Source organism: Streptomyces sp. NBC_01217, assembly GCF_035994185.1.
In the GTDB taxonomy this organism is placed as follows: Bacteria; Actinomycetota; Actinomycetes; order Streptomycetales; family Streptomycetaceae; genus Streptomyces.
Genome location: NZ_CP108538.1, coordinates 8,131,002 through 8,147,483, shown reverse-complemented (window position 1 = coordinate 8,147,483; position 16,482 = coordinate 8,131,002). Strand labels below are relative to the sequence as shown.

The following is a 16,482-nucleotide window of genomic DNA, read 5'->3' as shown; positions in this document are numbered from 1 at the left end:
GTCCCGCGTCTTCGCTGGCCGGGGTCAGCGGACCCCGAGCAGGTGGTCCATCGCCAGCTGGTCCAGGACCTCGAACGCCATGCCTCGCTCGGCCGCCGCGTTCACGTCGAACTCCTCGAACGCCGACCGGTCGGCCAGCAGTCCGGCCACGCCGTCCTCGGCGGTGGGGCGGGCCAGCTCGTCGAGCCGGGACGCGCGCAGCGCCTCCTGCACGGCCGGGTCGGCGCGGAAGGCGGCGGCGCGCTCCTTGAGGATCAGGTAGTTGCGCATGCAGCCCGCGGCCGAGGCCCAGACGCCGTCGTAGTCCTCGGTCCGCGGCGGCTTGAAGTCGAAGTGCCGCGGGCCCTGGTAACCGGCCGTCTCCAGCAGGTCGACGAGCCAGAACGCCTGGCGCAGGTCACCCGCGCCGAAGCGCAGGTCCTGGTCGTACTTGATGCCGGACTGGCCGTTCAGGTCGATGTGGAAGAGCTTGCCCGCCCAGAGCGCCTGCGCGATGCCGTGCGGGAAGTTCAGCCCGGCCATCTGCTCGTGCCCGGTCTCCGGGTTGACGCCGACCAGCTCGGGGCGCTCCAGGCGCTCGATGAAGGCGAGGGCGTGGCCGATGGTCGGCAGCAGGATGTCGCCGCGCGGCTCGTTCGGCTTGGGCTCGATGGCGAACTTCAGGTCGTAGCCCTGCTCGGTGACGTAGTCGCCGAGCAGGTCGAAGGCTTCCTTCATCCGGTCGAGGGCGACGCGGATGTCCTTGGCGGCGCCGGACTCGGCGCCCTCGCGCCCGCCCCAGGCGACATAGGTGGTGGCGCCGAGCTCGACGGCGAGGTCGATGTTGCGCAGGGTCTTGCGCAGGGCGTAGCGGCGTACGTCACGGTCGTTGGCGGTGAAGGCGCCGTCCTTGAACACCGGGTGGGTGAAGAGGTTGGTCGTCGCCATGGGGACGACGAGTCCGGCCGCGTCCAGCGCCTGCCGGAACCGCTTCACGATCCCCTCGCGCTCGGTGTCCGTCGAGCCGAACGGGATGAGGTCGTCGTCGTGGAATGTCACCCCGTGCGCACCGAGCTCCGCGAGCCGCTGCACGGTGTCGACCGGGTCGATCGCCGCACGGGTCGCGTCGCCGAAGGGGTCGCGCCCCTGCCAGCCCACGGTCCACAGTCCGAAGGTGAACTTGTCGTCGGGAGTAGGCGTGAAGCGTTCCGTCATCGTCTGGCCGCCTTCAGTGCTGTCGGGTTCCATGACCGGTCGAGGTGGCCGAACCCTATTTGTTTACTGTCATGACTAATCATGCACCGAGCATCCGTGGCGCGTAACCCCCTGTCGGCAAAAATCCGGAGCGATCACTGTTCCGGATGGGGTCGATCGCGTAATTTGTTTTCCGTACGATCAAATTTCCGTGGCGGCGCCCAGCCTCCGCAGTACAGGATCAGGAATGAGGTCACCCATGCCGCCGCGTACCGTCGTCATCGGTGTGGACAGCTCCACGCAGTCCACCAAAGCCGCCTTCGTCGACGCCGGCACCGGACGGCTGCTCGCCGTCGGCCGGGCACCGCATGTCGTCACCGGCGAGGCGGGTGCCCGCGAGAGCGACCCGGAGGTGTGGTGGCAGGCGCTGCGCGACGCCGTCGCCGCCGGGCTGAAGGAATCCGGCGTCGCCGCCTGCGCCGTGACCGGCATCGCGGTCGCCGGGCAGCAGCACGGGCTGGTCGTCCTCGACCGGGAGGGGCGTCCGCTGCGCCCCGCGATGCTCTGGAACGACACCCGCTCCGCCCCGCAGGCCGCCGCCCTCACCGCGGCGCTGGGCGGGCCCGACGCCTGGACGGCGCGGACCGGAACCGTACCGGTGGCCTCCATCACCGCGACGAAGTGGCAGTGGCTGCGCGAGAACGAACCGGAGACCGCCACCGCGGCCGCGGCCGTCCGCCTCCCTCACGACTTCCTGACCGAACGCCTCGCGGGCACGGCCGTCACCGACCCCGGTGACGCCTCGGGCACCGGCTGGTACTCCACCGCGACCGGTGCGTACGACCCCGAACTGCTCGAACTCCTGGGCCTGGACGCCGCATTGCTGCCGGAGGTGGCCGAGACCGGCGCGAGCCGCGTCGGCTCGCTGACCGCCGAAGCGGCCGATGCGCTCGGCCTGCCCGCGGGCATCGCCGTGGCCGCGGGCACCGGGGACAACATGAGCGCCGCCATCGGCCTCGGGCTGGGCGGGGCCGGACTGCTGGACCACCCCGTGCTCAGCCTCGGCACCTCGGGAACGGTCTTCGCCGCCTCCCGGACCCGGCCCGCGTCCACCGCGCTCTCCGGCTTCGCCGGGGCGGACGGTACGTACCTCCCGCTGGCCTGCACCCTCAACTGCACGCTCGCCGTGGACAAGGTCGCCGCACTGCTCGGCCTGGACCGCAACGACGCGGCCCCCGGCGGCGAGGCGGTGTTCCTCCCCTACCTCGACGGCGAGCGCACCCCCGATCTGCCCACCGCCGCCGGCCTGCTCACCGGCATCCGGCACGACACGACCCCGCAGCAACTCCTGGGCGCCGCCTACGAGGGCGCGGCCTTCACCGTGCTGCGCGCGCTCGATGAACTCCTGCGGGCCTGCGGCCTCGACCCGGCCGACCCCGAGGTGGCCGGCCGGCCGCTGCGGCTGATCGGCGGCGGCGCCCAGGGGCGCGTCTGGGTGGAGACGGTACAGCGGCTCTCCGGCCGTCCGGTGATCGTGCCCGGCAGCGGCGAACTGGTGGCTCTCGGCGCGGCGGCACTGGCCGCCGCGGCGGCCGGCGGCGAGGACCCGGTCGCGATCGCCGCCGGCTGGCACACCGACGAGGACACGGGTGAGGATGTCCAACTGCCCGCCGTCCAGCGGGACACGGCCACGTGGCAGCGGGTCGCCTCGGCACTGGAACGTGCTGCGGGCCCCTTGCTGGGCGGGGTCTGACCCCCGTTACGCCACCACACCCCGCAAGGCGCACTGACTGGCTGTCACTTCCCTTCGGCCGGCCCGGGGGACGGCCCTCCGGCCGTCTCCGGACCGGTTTGGGTAAGCGATGCGATCTTCACTAGTATCCGGCGATGATCATAAGAAGAAGGCTGACGGTCGGGGTGGGCATCCTGCTCGCCACCCTGACCGCCGGGCTCGGCACGGCGCTCCCCGCCGCAGCCGATGAAACCCCCGCCAAAGCCTCCCCCAAGGTCGAGCTGGTGCTCGACGTCAGCGGCTCGATGCGGGCCCGGGACATCGACGGCCAGTCCCGGATGACCGCGGCGAAGCAGGCGTTCAACGAGGTCCTCGACGCGGTGCCCGAGCAGGTGGAACTCGGCATCCGGACGCTCGGCGCCGACTACCCGGGCAATGACCGCAAGCTCGGCTGCAAGGACACCAAGCAGCTCTACCCGGTCGGCCCCCTGGACCGCACCGAGGCGAAGACCGCCGTCGCCACCCTGGCCCCCACCGGCTGGACCCCGATCGGCCCGGCCCTGCTCGGCGCCGCCGACGACCTCCAAGGCGGTGACTCCACCCGCCGGATCGTGCTGATCACCGACGGCGAGGACACCTGCGGCCCGCTCGACCCGTGCGAGGTGGCACGCGACATCGCGGCCCGTGGCATCCACCTCGTCATCGACACCCTGGGCCTGGTGCCGAACACGAAGATCCGCGAGCAGCTGACCTGCATCGCCGAGGCCACCGGCGGCACCTACACCGCCGTCCAGCACACCGATGAACTCTCCGGCCGTGTGAAGCAGTTGGTGGACCGGGCCGCCGAGCCCGTCGTCACGCCCGTGGCGACCGAGGGCGCGGACCGCTGCTCCGCGGCACCCCAGCTCAAGCCGGGCCTGTACACCGACCGGGAGAAGTTCGGCGAGCACCGCTGGTACCGGGTGGACGTGCTGCCCGGTGAGGAACTGCGCGCCTCGGTCAGTGTGTCCGCGGACCGTGCCGTGAACAATGACTACGGCGTGCTGCTGCGCGCGGTGACCGTACACGGCCGCGAGATCGTCCGGGGCTCGGAGTCCGGCACCGGCCGCACCGATGCGATCTCCTCCGGCCTGCGTTACCCGAAGGCGGAGCAGGACGGCACGGACAGCGGCGACAAGCCCGCCGCCGAGACCGTCTGCCTCCAGGTCAGCAACTCCTTCTCGGCCCCCGCCTCGGTGAAGACCGCGCCGGGCATGCCGGTCGAGCTGACCGTGGACGTGGTGGACGCCCCGGACGAGGCGGCCGATGTCGCCGCGTTCGGTCTCGGCCGCGGCTGGTGGCTGCTGGGTGTGCTGGTTCTCACCGGACTGGTCGCGGGCCTGCTGACCGGCTGGATCTCGCGCTGGCGCATCGCCGTCTGGAGGACCAACTGATGATGCGTACGACACGTGTGCTCACGGGTGCGCTGCTGACCGGCCTCGCCCTGCTGACCTCGGCGGGCGCCGCCTCGGCCGACGATCCGTCGGCGAGCCCGAGCCCCAGCGCCTCCGACGGCGCGTCCGGCCCCACCGAGGCCGGCACCACCTTCCGTACCGCCACGGCGGTCCAGCAGAACCAGCGCGCCACGGCCGGGGCGTCCACGGGTGACTACCTGTACTGGGTGTTCCCCGCCGACGCGGGCCAGCGGGCCACCGTCAAGGCGAAGATCACCCTGCCGGAGAGCGCCACCCGGCACGGCGCGTCGACTTGGCAGGTCGATGTGTACGACGGGCTGCGGCGCCGTCAGGCCTGCATGTACGGGCGCCAGACGGCGAAGGTGGCGGCCGACGCGTCGGCGGTCGAGCTGACCTGTGTACTGCGGACCGTGCGCGCCTGGTCCGAGCCGTGGGCCGACGACCCGCTGCCGGGCAGCTACTACGTGCGCCTCACGGTCATCGACCTGCCCTCGGCGGACCTCGGTCTTCCGGTGCAGACCGAGGTCGAGGTCACGGCCGTCGACAAGGGCGGCGCCGGGGATGTGGACGGCACACTCGCCGAACCGCTGATCCCCGGTGTGTCCTCCGTCGCGCAGGCCTCCGGCACCTCGGACGCCGCTGCCACGAGTGACGACGACTCGTCGGCCGAGGTCTCGCGCGGCAGCGAGCCCGAGGACGGCTGGGCCTCCGGCTGGTGGACCGACCGCTGGCTGTGGACCGTCGGCGGCGGTGTGCTGGGGGCGTTCGCGGCCGTCTTCGGCTACACCCTCACCCGCGGCAACGGCCGCCCGTCCCGGGTTCCGCCGGGCGTCTGACCGGCACATCGCGGTTCGGCGGGCCGCCCCGCCACGAGCCCGTCGAACCGCGCCGCCGGACGGGGCCGGCACCCGGTCCCGTCCGGCGGCGGCCAAAGCACCTCCCCGGCCGCCCGGCCGCCCGCACGCTCTCGGCACGAAGGCCGCTACTCTCGACAACTCACGTACCGCACAAGGCAGATGATGTTATCCGTGCCGTGCGGTACCGCTGAAGTCAGGTCGCTGCGCACCACATCGGGTGCGCCACAAGGGAGCGGAGACCTTCATGTCCACGGAGACCGGCCCGGCCGTCGATGCCGAGCCGCGAGGCCACACGATCGTGCCGGGCCCCAAGGGGCTGCCTTTTCTCGGAAACCTGCCGCAGTTCGGCAAGAATCCTCTCGCGTTCTTCGAGCGGCTGCGCGGTCACGGCGACATGGTCGGCTGGCGTTTCGGCCCCAACCCGTGTGTGTACATAGCCGATCCGGAGTGCATAGGCGAGCTGCTGACGGAGACGGAGCGCACCTTCGACCAGCCCGCCCTCGGCATCGCGTTCCGCACCGTGATGGGAAACGGTGTCGTGGTCGCGCGCGGTGCGGACTGGCGGCGAAAGCGTTCGCTGGTGCAGCCGTCCGTGCGGCCCAAGCAGGTGCGCTCGTACGCGGCGACGATGGCGAGCAGCACGGTGGAGCTGGCGGACACCTGGTCCGGCGGTGAACTGATCGACATCAAGCGGGAGATGGCGGCTCTGACGCAGCGGATCGCGGTCCGCACGATCTTCGGCGTCGACACCCCGGCCGATGCCGAGGCGATGGGCCGGGCGATGGATGTGGCGCAGCAGGAGATCGGCAAGGAGTTCGCCGGCATCGGCGCGCTGCTGCCGGACTGGGTGCCTACGCCCGGCCGGGCCAGGATCAGGAAGGCCGCCGCGGTCATCGACGCCGAGGTGGGCCGGGTCGTCGCCCGGCACCGCGACGGCGGGGACGACCGCCCCGATCTGCTGAGCCGGCTGCTGACCGCGGTCGACGAGACGGGCGCGCACCTCACGGACCAGGAGATACGCGACGAGACGGTCACCCTGTACATCGGCGGGCACGAGACGACCAGCTCCACTCTGGTGTGGGCCTGGTATCTGCTGTCCCGCAACCCGCGGGCGCGCGCCGCGCTCGCCGAGGAGCTGGACCGGGTACTCGGCGACCGGGAGCCGGGGTTCGACGACTATGCCCGGCTGACGTACACCCAGTCGGTGGTCAAGGAGACCCTGCGCCTCTACCCGACGATCTGGCTCGTCACGGGCGTGGCCAAGGAGGGTGCGCGGATCGGCGGTGTGCCGATGCCGGAGGGCACGAGGGTGTGGACCAGCCAGTGGGCGACGCACCGCGACGCGCGGTGGTTTCCCGAGCCGGAGGAGTTCCGCCCCGAGCGCTGGGACCCGGAGAACGGCGACGACATCGCGGAGTATGCCTGGTTCCCGTTCGGCGGCGGCCCCAGAGTCTGTCTGGGAACGCGGTTCGCGATGGTCGAGGCGGTGCTGATCCTGGCCGTGCTGGCACGCCGTTTCGAGCTGGAGGTGGACCCGGGGACCGTCAACCCCGTACCGACGCTGACGCTGCAGCCGGACCGCGAGGTGATGGCAACGGTCCGGGCGCGGTAGCGGTGCCGAGGAGGGCGACACCCGTGGGCGGTTCCAGGAAGCCCCGCAGGCGCAGGGCCGCTTCCGGCTCGCTGACGTACACCGCGCGCCCGCCGCGCACGGCCGACGCCACCTCCGGCCGCCGTCGGGACACCGCCCTCGGCTGCGGCTGCATGGTGGCCGTCGTCCTCGGCATCGTCGTCCCCGCGATCGGGTCCACGCTCGGCGGCACCGGCCTGTGGCGGTGGACGCGCGACAGCTTTCCGGGCGGGGGCTACGGCTTCGCCGTGGTGGTCGGTGCGCTGATACCCGTGGTCCTCGCGGTCGGAGCGATGGCGCTCGGCACGCTGAAACGGTCGGCGGGGAAGGCCCGTTCAGCGGTCAGGGGCGGCATCGCGGCGCTCTGTTTCGCGGCGCTGATGCCGCTCGGCACGGCCTGTGCCGAGATGATGGGCCCGAGCCGCAAGCACCATGACCGGACGGGCGGTTGGGCCTATGAGCACTACGCGTGGATCTGGGCCGTGGCACTGCTGTCGGCGCTCGTCATGGCGGGGCTGATCGTGACCGCTCTCGTCCTTCGTGCCCGCAGCCGTACGACGCAGCACGGCCCGGCCGAGACGGTGTAGGCGTCCCCGCCGGGCGGCACGCCGATGTACGGGGGAATGGGGGCGTGTCCCGGGGCAGCCGCTCTGCTGACCGGGCACAAACCCGCCCCCGGGGGAGGACGGCCCCCATGACCACCGCCTTCGCAGGCATCAACCACTGACGAGGCTCCATCCCCTCGCCAGGCATGCCGAAATGATATGTCTGTTCTGTCGCGGAAATCCTGGCATACCGGTCACACTGACGAGGGCGGCCCCACCCGCCGCAGGGGCGTCCGGCCGCCTCCGCGGGCTGTCGATCCAACGGGAGAAACACCATGCGTCTCCGCTCCGCTCTCGCCTCCGCCCTGACCGTCGCGGCCGTGCTGACGCCGACCGCCACCGCGGCGTCGGCCACGAGCGGCGCCGCATCCTCCCGGACCGCGGCGCTTCCCGGAATCTGCCCGGAGAAGACCCTCGATGTGCGCGCCTCGCCCGGCGGGCAGCGGAACGTCGCCCGGATCAGCGTCACCAACCATGGCGGCCGGGCCTGCGTCGTGGACCGCGTTCCGGCCATCACCTTCAGGGGCCTGGACGGCTCCGCCGAGACCGTGCCGCCGGCCGAGAGCGGGCCCTACCTCCTCTCGCGGGGTGAGCGCGCGTACGCCGCCGTCCGCACGGCGGACCCGGCGGCCGCCGAGGGGCATGTCGTGGGCAGTCTGTCCGTGTCGGCCGCCCCCTCCCACCTGGGCGTCACCTTCGGTGCGGCCACCGTGGGCATGCCCAGGGGGATCCATGTGTGGGTGCCGGTCACCACGCCGTGGCAGGAGTCGCGCGCCGCGGCGGACCGCGCTCTGGCGGAAGCACTGGGCTGACGGGCGGGCGGGGAGCCCGCCGCGTTCTCACCCCACCGGCACACCCGCCGCTCACTCACCCCGCTGTCACCCTCACCGTCCCCGCCCCCTCCCCCGCCGTCCCGGAGTCCTCCAGGACCACGCGGTAGGGGCGGTCCGTGCCCCGGGCCGTGACCTGCACGGCGTCCGCGTCCCGTACGACGTGAAAGGTCACCGCGGGCGCACCCGTCAGGTCCGGCACCGTGACCACGGTCTCCGTGGCAGCGGCAGTGGCCGCCGGGCCGAAGGCCCGCAACGTGAGGCCGTCCAGCCAGTCACCGTCCGGGCGCTGGTCGTCGGCGCCCCAGGGGAGCACCGCGCCCGGACGGACCAGGACCGGGAAGCTGTCGAAGCCGTGGGTCTCGTGGCGCCAGGCAGGGCCGGTGACCGTCTCACCGGTCAGCAGAGACGTCCATGTCCCCTCGGGGACGTAGAACTCGACCCGGCCGTCCTCCGTGAAGACCGGGGCGACCAGCAGATCGGGTCCGAGCATGTACTGACGGTCCAGCATCCGGGTGGTCGGGTCGTCCGGGAATTCCAGCAGCATGGGACGCATCATCGGGATGCCGGTGCGGTGCGCCTCGGCCGCAGCCCCGTACAGATACGGCATCAGCCGGTGCTTGAGCAGCGTGAACCTGCGGGCGACGTCGACGGCCTCCTCGCCGAACGCCCACGGCACGCGATAGGACACATTGCCGTGCAGCCGGCTGTGCGAGGACATCAGGCCGAAGGCGAGCCATCGTTTGAAGACGGCCGGGTCGGGGGTGCCTTCGAAACCGCCGATGTCATGGCTCCAGAAGCCGAAGCCCGACAGGCTCAGCGACAGGCCGCCGCGCAGTGACTCCGCCATCGCGGTGAACGAGGCGAAGCAGTCACCGCCCCAGTGGACGGGGAACTGCTGGCCGCCCGCGGTCGCCGAGCGGGCGAAGAGCACCGCCTCGCCGTGGCCGCGCTCCTTCTCCAGGAGTTCGAAGACCGTGCGGTTGTAGATCTGCGCGTAGTAGTTGTGCATGCGCTCCGGGTCCGAGCCGTCGTGCCACACCACATCGGTGGGGACGCGCTCGCCGAAATCCGTCTTGAACGAATCCACGCCCTGGTCGAGCAGGACGCGCAGTTTGCCGCTGTACCAGTCGCGGGCGGCGGGGTCGGTGAAGTCGACGAGTGCCATGCCGGGCTGCCACAGGTCCCACTGCCAGATGTCACCGTTCGCACGACGCACCAGATAGCCGCGTTCGGCGCCTTCCGCGAACAGCGGGGACTTCTGGGCGATGTACGGGTTGATCCACATGCTGACGCGCAGTCCGCGTTCCTTGAGCCGGGCCAGCATGCCTTCGGGGTCGGGGAAGACATCCGGGTCCCACGCGAAGTCCGACCACTGGTATTCACGCATCCAGAAGCAGTCGAAGTGGAACACGCTGAGCGGGATGTCGCGTTCGGCCATTCCGTCGACGAACGAGGTGACCGTCTCCTCGTCGTACGAGGTGCAGAACGACGTGGTCAGCCAGAGGCCGAACGACCAGGCCGGCGGCAGCGCGGGCCGGCCGGTCAGCGCCGTGTAGCGGGCGAGGACGTCCTTCGGGGTGGGTCCGGCGACGATGTAGTACTCCAACGACTGGTCCTCGACGCTGAACTGGACCTGGCCGACCGACTCGGAGCCGATCTCGAAGGAGACCTTCCCGGGATGGTTGACGAAGACGCCGTAACCGCGGGACGAGAGGTAGAACGGAATGTTCTTGTACGCCAGCTCACTGCTGGTGCCACCGTAGGCCTGCCAGATGTCCACGGTCTGGCCGTTCTTGACGTACGGGGTGAAGCGTTCGCCGAGCCCGTAGACGTTCTCCCCCACGTCCAGGGCGAGTTGGGCGATCATGTGGTGCGCGCCGTCCGGGGTGGTGGCGAAGGCCGTGCCCTTGATGTCGACACCGGTGAGGCGGCGGCCCTCGGCGTCGAGGAACGCCATGCCCCACGGCCCTTCGCCGTCGATGCGCAACGTCATGGGGCCGCTGGTCAGTTCAGTGACCGTGCCGTCCCTGCGGGTCTGCGCGCCGGCGGCCGCGGGGTCGAGTCCGGGGAGAGCGAAGTCCGGCCCGTGCTGGGCCTTTCCCGCGTGGTGCGTGGTGCGTACGCCGATGATCCCCTCGGCCGGGGAGAAGCATTCGACGGTGATGAGCGGGGTGTTGAGGGTGTCGCCCCGTTGGGTGACGCGTTTGACCGCCGCGTAGGCGGTGAACCGGTCGGCGCCGACGCGCAGATCACGGATCTCGGTGGCATAGCGGGCGCGGACGCCCTCACGCATGAGCCAGAAGCCGTCGGTGAACTTCATGAGGACTCCTTGCCGGGGGCAACTGGACGGGGCGGTACGGCGATTCGGACGGCCGGGGCGGTCACTCGGTGCTCCCGGCGAAGGAGAGACGGGAGAGACGCACGGACCCGCGCAGGGTGACCCGTAGGCCTGCTGCGCTCCATCGACCGGGGCCTGACCTGGGCCCCGGTGGACTTCCCGGCCACCGCGTCGGCGACCGGTCAGGGTGTCGTGTTCCTCGTCTCGGCGGGCCGGAGGGTGTACGCGGGCTGGGGCGACGGCGGCACGGCGCTCTACCGTACGAACGCTTCCGGCGGCTGGGAGGCCGTGCCCGGTCAGCCGTCCGGAGACGTCGCGGCGTCGAGGGTGCCGATCCGGGCCGCGTACGACAGCAACACCCGTGCCCTGTACGTCACTTACGCGGACGCACCCGGTCCCAACGGCCAGTTGGACGGGTCGGTCCACCCGCTCGACACGCTGACGGACACCTGGTGCGATGTGACGCCCGTCAGCCCGGACTCCGCCTCGGGCGACACCTTCGGCTACGGCGGTGTCGCCGTCGACGCGCGCCCCGCAGGCACGCTGGTCGTCACCACCGACAACCGCTGGTCTCAGATCGACACCGTGTTCCGCTCCACCGACGGCGGTGCGAGCTGGACGTCGCTCAAGGACGTTGCGGTCCTCGATGTGTCGCAGACGCCGTATCTGCGCTGGGGCGGGGACGCGGCCAAATTCGGCTGGTGGATCCAGACCGTCGCCGTCGATCCGTACGACTCGCACCACATCGTGTACGGAACGGGCGCGACGATCTTCAAAACCCGGGACCTGGTCCACTGGGCGCCGCAGATCCGCGGCCTGGAGGAGTCCGCGGTGAGGTTCCTGCTCGCCCCGGAGCAGGGCGGCGCCCAACTCCTCAGCGGGCTGGGTGACATCGGTGTGATGTACCACGACACGCTCACCGCCTCCCCGTCACGCGGCATGGCGTCGAACCCGGTCTTCGGTACGGCCACCGGTCTGGCCCTGGCCGCGCTCAGACCCTCGTACGTCGTACGCACCGGCTGGCCGTCCGGCTCGGCCGCGGCCGGGGCCTACTCCGAGGACGGCGGCCGCAGCTGGCAGCCGTTCGCCGCCCAGCCGGAGATCGCCTCCTCGGCGCCCGGACCGGTCGCGGCCGGCGCGGACGGGGCGACACTGCTCTGGTCGTTCGTCCACTGGGACGGCACGAAGTATCCGGCGCACCGGTCGACGGACGGCGGTGCGGTCTTCGCCCCGGTGGCGGGCTGCCAGGCCTCGTACGCACTGGGCTTCGGCAGGGCGGCCCCGGCAAAGAGGACCGGGCGCCCCGGGCAGCGGCCCGGCGCCACCGGCTATCCGGCGGTCTTCCAGACCGGGCGGGTCTCCGCGGCCTTCGACGGTGTGGCGGTGCTGCGCTCCGACGACGAGGGCGCCACCTGGGTCCGGATCAACGACGACACTCACCAGTGGGGCTGGACCGGTGAGGTGATCACGGGTGACCCCCGTGTCCACGGCCGTGTCTATCTCGGCACCAACGGCCGCGGCATCCAGTACGCGGATCCGGCATGAGGAGCCGGAAGCCGATGCCGTCCCTGCGCGACGCCGCCCGCGGCCGCATCCTGTTCGGCGGCGACTACAACCCCGAGCAGTGGCCCGAGGAGGTGTGGGAGGACGACACACGGCTGATGAAGGAGGCCGGGGTCAACTCCGTCACTCTCGGGGTCTTCTCCTGGGCGGCGATCGAACCGCGCCCCGGGGCGAGGGGGTTCGGCTGGCTGGACCGGTTGATGGATCTGCTGCACGGCCATGACATCGGCGTCGTGCTGGCCACTCCGACCGCCTCCCCGCCGCCCTGGATGGGCGCGCTCCACCCGGAGACGCTGCCGCGCTCCGAGGACGGCTCGGTCATCTGGTACGGATCGCGGCAGCAGTTCTGCGCGAGTTCCCCGGTCTACCGGCGATACGCCGCCGCGCTCACCGAGGACCTGGCCGCGCGGTACGCGGACCATCCGGCGCTCACGGTGTGGCACATCAACAACGAGTACTGCACGCACTGCTGGTGCGACGAGAGCCCCACGCACTTCCGCCGGTGGATGCACAGCCGCTACAAAACGGTCGAGGCGCTCAACAAGGCGTGGGGCACGGCGTTCTGGAGCCAGCGTTACGACGCCTGGGCGGAGATCCTGCCGCCCCGCAAGGCGCAGTACATGAGGAACCCCACGCAGATGCTGGACTTCAAGCGGTTCACGTCCGACGCGCTGCTGGAGTGCTATACGGCGGAGCGCGACATCGTCGCCCGCCATACCCCGGGTGTCCCGGTGACCACCAACTTCATGCCGTTGTGGTCGGGGCAGGACGCCTGGGCGTGGTCGGCGCAGGAGGACATCGTCTCCGTCGACATCTACCCGGACCCGAAGGACCCGCTGGGTGGCCAGTACAACGCGATGCTCGCCGACATGACGCGCTCGCAGGCCGCGGGTCCCTGGATGCTGATGGAGCAGGCCGCGGGCCCGGTCAACTGGCGAGGTGTCAACCACCCCAAGCCGGCCGGACTGAACCGGCTCTGGTCGCTGCAGTCGGTGGCGCGCGGCGCCGATGCGGTCTGCTACTTCCAGTGGCGACAGTCCCGGCAGGGCTCGGAGAAATTCCACTCCGGGATGCTCACGCACGCGGGCGAGGAGGGCCGCACGTTCCGGGAGGTCAAGCGGCTCGGCGCGGAACTGGCCACGATCGGGGCGGCCGTCAGCGGCGCGGACGTGCCGGCCGAGGTGGCGGTCCTGCACGACTGGGATGCCTGGTGGGCCGGTGCACAGGAGGGACGCCCGTCCTCCCTGCTCGACTACACCGAGGTGGTGCGGAGCTGGCACCGGGCGCTCTGGGAGACCGGGACCACCACGGAATTCGCCTGCCCGGAGGGTGAGTTGAGCCGGTACAAGGCGGTTGCCGTACCGCAGCTGTATCTGCTCACGGATGCCGCGATCGACAACCTCGTCGGCTATGTACGAGGTGGCGGGACGCTGGTCTGCGGTTTCTTCACCGGGGTCGGCGATGTCGACGACCGGATCAGACCGGGCGGCATGGACGGACGGTGCGTGAGCTGCTCGGCATTCGTACGCTTCATGAGTGGTGGCCGCTCGACGCGGACACGACGGTGCAGTGCGAGGGGTTCCGCGCCCGGCTCTGGTCGGAGGAGCTGGAGCCGGACGCGGAGGTGATGTCCGCATACCGCGAGGGCGAGCTGGCAGGGCTGCCCGCGGTGCTGCGCAAGGGCCGGGCCTGGTTCGTATCGACTCTGCCGGAGCCCGAGGCACTGCGCACCCTGCTCGGCCGGGTGGTACGGGAGGCGGGCGCGCGCCCGGTCCTGGCGGGGCTGCCCGAGGGTGTGGAGGCGGTCCGCCGCGGCGAGCCGCTCTTCCTGCTGAACCATGGGCGCTCCACCGTCACCGTGTCCGTCCCCGGCGAGCAGGTGGATCTGCTCACCGGTGGCACGGTGGACGGCCGTGTGGAGCTGGGCCGCTACGGCGTGGCCGTACTGCGAAGCCGCGGCGTGCGATGAGCGCCGCGCACGCCATGGGTGCGGGGTCCGTCGACGCGCCGTTCCCCGGCACCTGGGAGCCGTGCCCCGCCACCCGCTGGGAGGATGCCTTCCTTGGCGGCAACGGGCGGCACGGCGCCATGGTGTACGGCGATCCGGTGGACGACCGGGTCATCGTCAACCATCACACCCTGGTCCGCCCCAACGGCAGCGAGCACGCCCGTCCGCCGCACCTCGCCGACCGGCTCGAACGCCTGCAGAACGCGCTTCTCGCCGGGGACACCAAGGCGGCGGAGGGGTTCGGGGCGGACCTCCCCCTGCTGTGGGTGCAGCCGTTCCACCCGGCGTTCCGGACCCGGATACGCAGCACCCCGTACCCGGCCCGGCAGTCGGCCGGGGCAGCCGCACCGGAGGCGTACCGGCGTACGGTCGACTTCAGTACGGGCGAGATCGGTGCGGTGCACGGGGACTGGCGCAGCCGGGTCTTCGTGTCCCGGGCCGACGACGTCATCGTCCAGTACGTCACCGGGTTCGGGCCCACGGCGGACCTGATGCTGGACCCGGCCCTGCCCGGCGCCCCGTCACGCCTGGCGATCGGGCGGAGCACCGTACTGACAGCGGACGGGGCCCGGTTGGCGCTGCGGGCGGGCTATCCGGGGAGCGAGCTCGCGTACACGGGGCTCGCCGTGGTCCGGGTGGACGGCGGCAGGGTGTCGGTGGCGGACGAGGGCATCCGGATCGAAGGAGCGCGCGGTGTTCTCCTGCTGACCCGGGTGCGGCGTCACGCGGGGAGGCTGGACCTGGCGAAGGAGTGGGCCGCGCTGCCCCGCGCCGACTACGCGACGCTGCTCTCCCGGCATCAGCCGCTCCACCGCCCCGCCTTCGCACGCGCCACGCTCGCCCTGCGCTGCGATCCCTCCGAACGCGCTCTGCCGGGCAGCGAGCTGATCCGGAGGCACAGGAGCCCGGCGCTCCTGGAGAGGCTCTTCGCGGCGGGCCGGTACCATCTGCTCTCCTCCTCCGGACTGTTCCCGCCCCGGCTGACCGGCCTGTGGACGGGCGACTGGAACACTGCCTGGTCGGGGGCGTTCACCACCGACGCCAATCTCAATCTGCAGATCGCATCGGCCGCCGCGGTTGCGCTGCCCGAGGTCTCCGACGCGCATGCGGCCCTGGTTCACGGCCAGTTGGCGGACTGGCGCGACAACGCCCGGGAGATCTTCGGGGCGCGCGGGATCGTCGCCCCGTCCCACACCGACGGCGAGTCCGGCCACACCCGCCACTTCCAGCGCGCCTATCCGCTTCATCTGTGGACCGCGGGTGCGGACTGGCTGTTGCAGCCGCTCCTGGAGCACACCGAGGTCACCGGCTGCACGGAACCGTGGCTGACCGAGGCATTCACCGAAGTGGCGCAGTTCTACGAGGACTTCCTCACCCGGTACGCCCCGGACGGCACCCTCGCCATCGTTCCCTCGTACTCACCGGAGAATCGCCCGGCCAACGCGAGCTGGGGAACGATCAACGCCACCATGGACGTCGCGGCGGCCCGGCATGCCCTGACCACCGCCGCCGAACGCTCCCCCGGTCACCCGGCCGCCTCCCGCTGGCGCGCCCTCGCCTACCGGCTCCCCCGCTACCGCGTCAACAAGGACGGGGCGCTCGCCGAATGGGCGTGGCCGGGTCTGGAGGAGACGTACGACCACCGGCATCTCAGCCACCTCTACCCGGTGTGGCCGCTGGGCGAGATCAACCCGTACGACACTCCCGAGCTGGCCGGCGCCGCACACCGCGCGCTGGAGCTGCGCGGCGCGGAGAACGACTCCGCCCACGGCCATCTGCACCACGCCTTGATCGCTGCACGGCTGCGGGACGGTGGGCGGGCCCTGGACGCGCTGAACGCCGTGCTGGCGGGCGACTTCTTCCACAACTCGCTGATGAGCTCCCACTATCCGTCCCGCAATGTCTACAACGCGGACGCCGCTCATGCGCTGCCCGCGGCGGTCGTCGAGATGCTCGTCCAGTCCTCCCCGGACCGTCTGGTACTGCTGCCCGCACTTCCCGGCACCTTCCCGTCCGGTGAACTGCACGGGATTCGCACCAGGTTCGGCGCCCGTATGGATCTGTCCTGGTACGACGACGGTCACGCCACGGCCGTACTGCACCCCACCCGTGACGCCCGCGTCGATATACGCGCGGGCGGCGGACTCACGCTCACGGAGCCCTCCACCGAGACCTCCGCCGGAACTCCCGTCACCTTGCTGGACCTGACGGCCGGCGTGGACCGCGTCCTCACTCTGAGACCGAGGTAGCACCTCTCTCCGCCCCATCCCCCCACCCATGGAAGGGACA

At 71.5% G+C, this 16,482-nt stretch carries 9 protein-coding genes and 2 pseudogenes; 9 read left to right on the top strand and 2 right to left on the bottom strand.

The genetic code is table 11. The annotated features are described in order from the left end of the window. Window positions 1-24 precede the first annotated feature (24 nt). Window positions 25-1,194 (bottom strand): xylose isomerase, encoded by a 1,170-nt coding sequence (gene xylA, locus OG507_RS36355; protein WP_327371347.1) that lies wholly within the window; start codon window positions 1,192-1,194, stop codon window positions 25-27. 238 nt (window positions 1,195-1,432) lie between these two features. Here xylA and xylB point away from each other — a divergent pair, with 238 nt between their 5' ends. The 6 genes from xylB (at window position 1,433) to OG507_RS36325 (ending at window position 8,263) form a co-directional block, all read left to right on the top strand. Continuing rightward, on the top strand, window positions 1,433-2,926 hold the full coding sequence (gene xylB, locus OG507_RS36350) for a xylulokinase (RefSeq protein WP_327371346.1): 1,494 nt from the start codon (window positions 1,433-1,435) through the stop codon (window positions 2,924-2,926). Window positions 2,927-3,060: 134 nt separating this feature from the next. Next, a complete protein-coding gene (locus OG507_RS36345; RefSeq protein WP_327371345.1) occupies window positions 3,061-4,338 on the top strand; it encodes a VWA domain-containing protein in 1,278 nt (425 codons plus the stop codon). 2 nt (window positions 4,339-4,340) lie between these two features. Next, on the top strand, window positions 4,341-5,195 hold the full coding sequence (locus OG507_RS36340) for a hypothetical protein (protein ID WP_327372220.1): 855 nt from the start codon (window positions 4,341-4,343) through the stop codon (window positions 5,193-5,195). Between the two features lie 265 nt (window positions 5,196-5,460). Then, window positions 5,461-6,828: a cytochrome P450 gene (locus tag OG507_RS36335; protein WP_327371344.1), complete on the top strand. Its 1,368-nt coding sequence runs from the start codon at window positions 5,461-5,463 to the stop codon at window positions 6,826-6,828. Window positions 6,829-6,851: 23 nt separating this feature from the next. Beyond that, entirely contained in the window at window positions 6,852-7,433 is a 582-nt protein-coding gene (locus tag OG507_RS36330; RefSeq protein ID WP_327371343.1) for a hypothetical protein, read from the top strand. Window positions 7,434-7,726: 293 nt separating this feature from the next. Beyond that, window positions 7,727-8,263 carry a DUF4232 domain-containing protein gene (locus tag OG507_RS36325; RefSeq protein ID WP_327371342.1) on the top strand — a complete coding sequence of 179 codons (537 nt, stop codon included), beginning with the start codon at window positions 7,727-7,729 and terminating at the stop codon, window positions 8,261-8,263. A gap of 55 nt (window positions 8,264-8,318) precedes the next feature. On the opposite strand, the gene yicI is transcribed toward OG507_RS36325, so the two are convergent. Beyond that, on the bottom strand, window positions 8,319-10,604 hold the full coding sequence (yicI, locus tag OG507_RS36320; protein WP_327371341.1) for an alpha-xylosidase: 2,286 nt from the start codon (window positions 10,602-10,604) through the stop codon (window positions 8,319-8,321). 126 nt (window positions 10,605-10,730) lie between these two features. Here yicI and OG507_RS36315 point away from each other — a divergent pair. The 3 genes and pseudogenes from OG507_RS36315 to OG507_RS36305 all read left to right on the top strand — a co-directional run. Beyond that, window positions 10,731-12,167: pseudogene (locus OG507_RS36315) on the top strand (1,4-beta-glucanase); the annotation flags it as partial. 14 nt (window positions 12,168-12,181) lie between these two features. Beyond that, a pseudogene (locus OG507_RS36310) lies at window positions 12,182-14,154 on the top strand (beta-galactosidase). Further along, window positions 14,151-16,442 carry a glycosyl hydrolase family 95 catalytic domain-containing protein gene (locus tag OG507_RS36305; RefSeq protein ID WP_327371340.1) on the top strand — a complete coding sequence of 764 codons (2,292 nt, stop codon included), beginning with the start codon at window positions 14,151-14,153 and terminating at the stop codon, window positions 16,440-16,442. The pseudogene OG507_RS36310 and the gene OG507_RS36305 overlap by 4 nt, the downstream one beginning before the upstream one ends. Window positions 16,443-16,482 lie beyond the last annotated feature (40 nt).

Bases quoted from the DNA above. Each gene is read 5' to 3' on its own strand.
- xylA (WP_327371347.1), bottom strand. From the start codon at position 1,194: ATGACGGAACGCTTCACGCCTACTCCCGACGACAAGTTCACCTTCGGA.
- xylB (WP_327371346.1), top strand. From the start codon at position 1,433: ATGCCGCCGCGTACCGTCGTCATCGGTGTGGACAGCTCCACGCAGTCC.
- OG507_RS36345 (WP_327371345.1), top strand. From the start codon at position 3,061: ATGATCATAAGAAGAAGGCTGACGGTCGGGGTGGGCATCCTGCTCGCC.
- OG507_RS36340 (WP_327372220.1), top strand. From the start codon at position 4,341: ATGCGTACGACACGTGTGCTCACGGGTGCGCTGCTGACCGGCCTCGCC.
- OG507_RS36335 (WP_327371344.1), top strand. From the start codon at position 5,461: ATGTCCACGGAGACCGGCCCGGCCGTCGATGCCGAGCCGCGAGGCCAC.
- OG507_RS36325 (WP_327371342.1), top strand. From the start codon at position 7,727: ATGCGTCTCCGCTCCGCTCTCGCCTCCGCCCTGACCGTCGCGGCCGTG.
- yicI (WP_327371341.1), bottom strand. From the start codon at position 10,604: ATGAAGTTCACCGACGGCTTCTGGCTCATGCGTGAGGGCGTCCGCGCC.
- OG507_RS36305 (WP_327371340.1), top strand. From the start codon at position 14,151: ATGAGCGCCGCGCACGCCATGGGTGCGGGGTCCGTCGACGCGCCGTTC.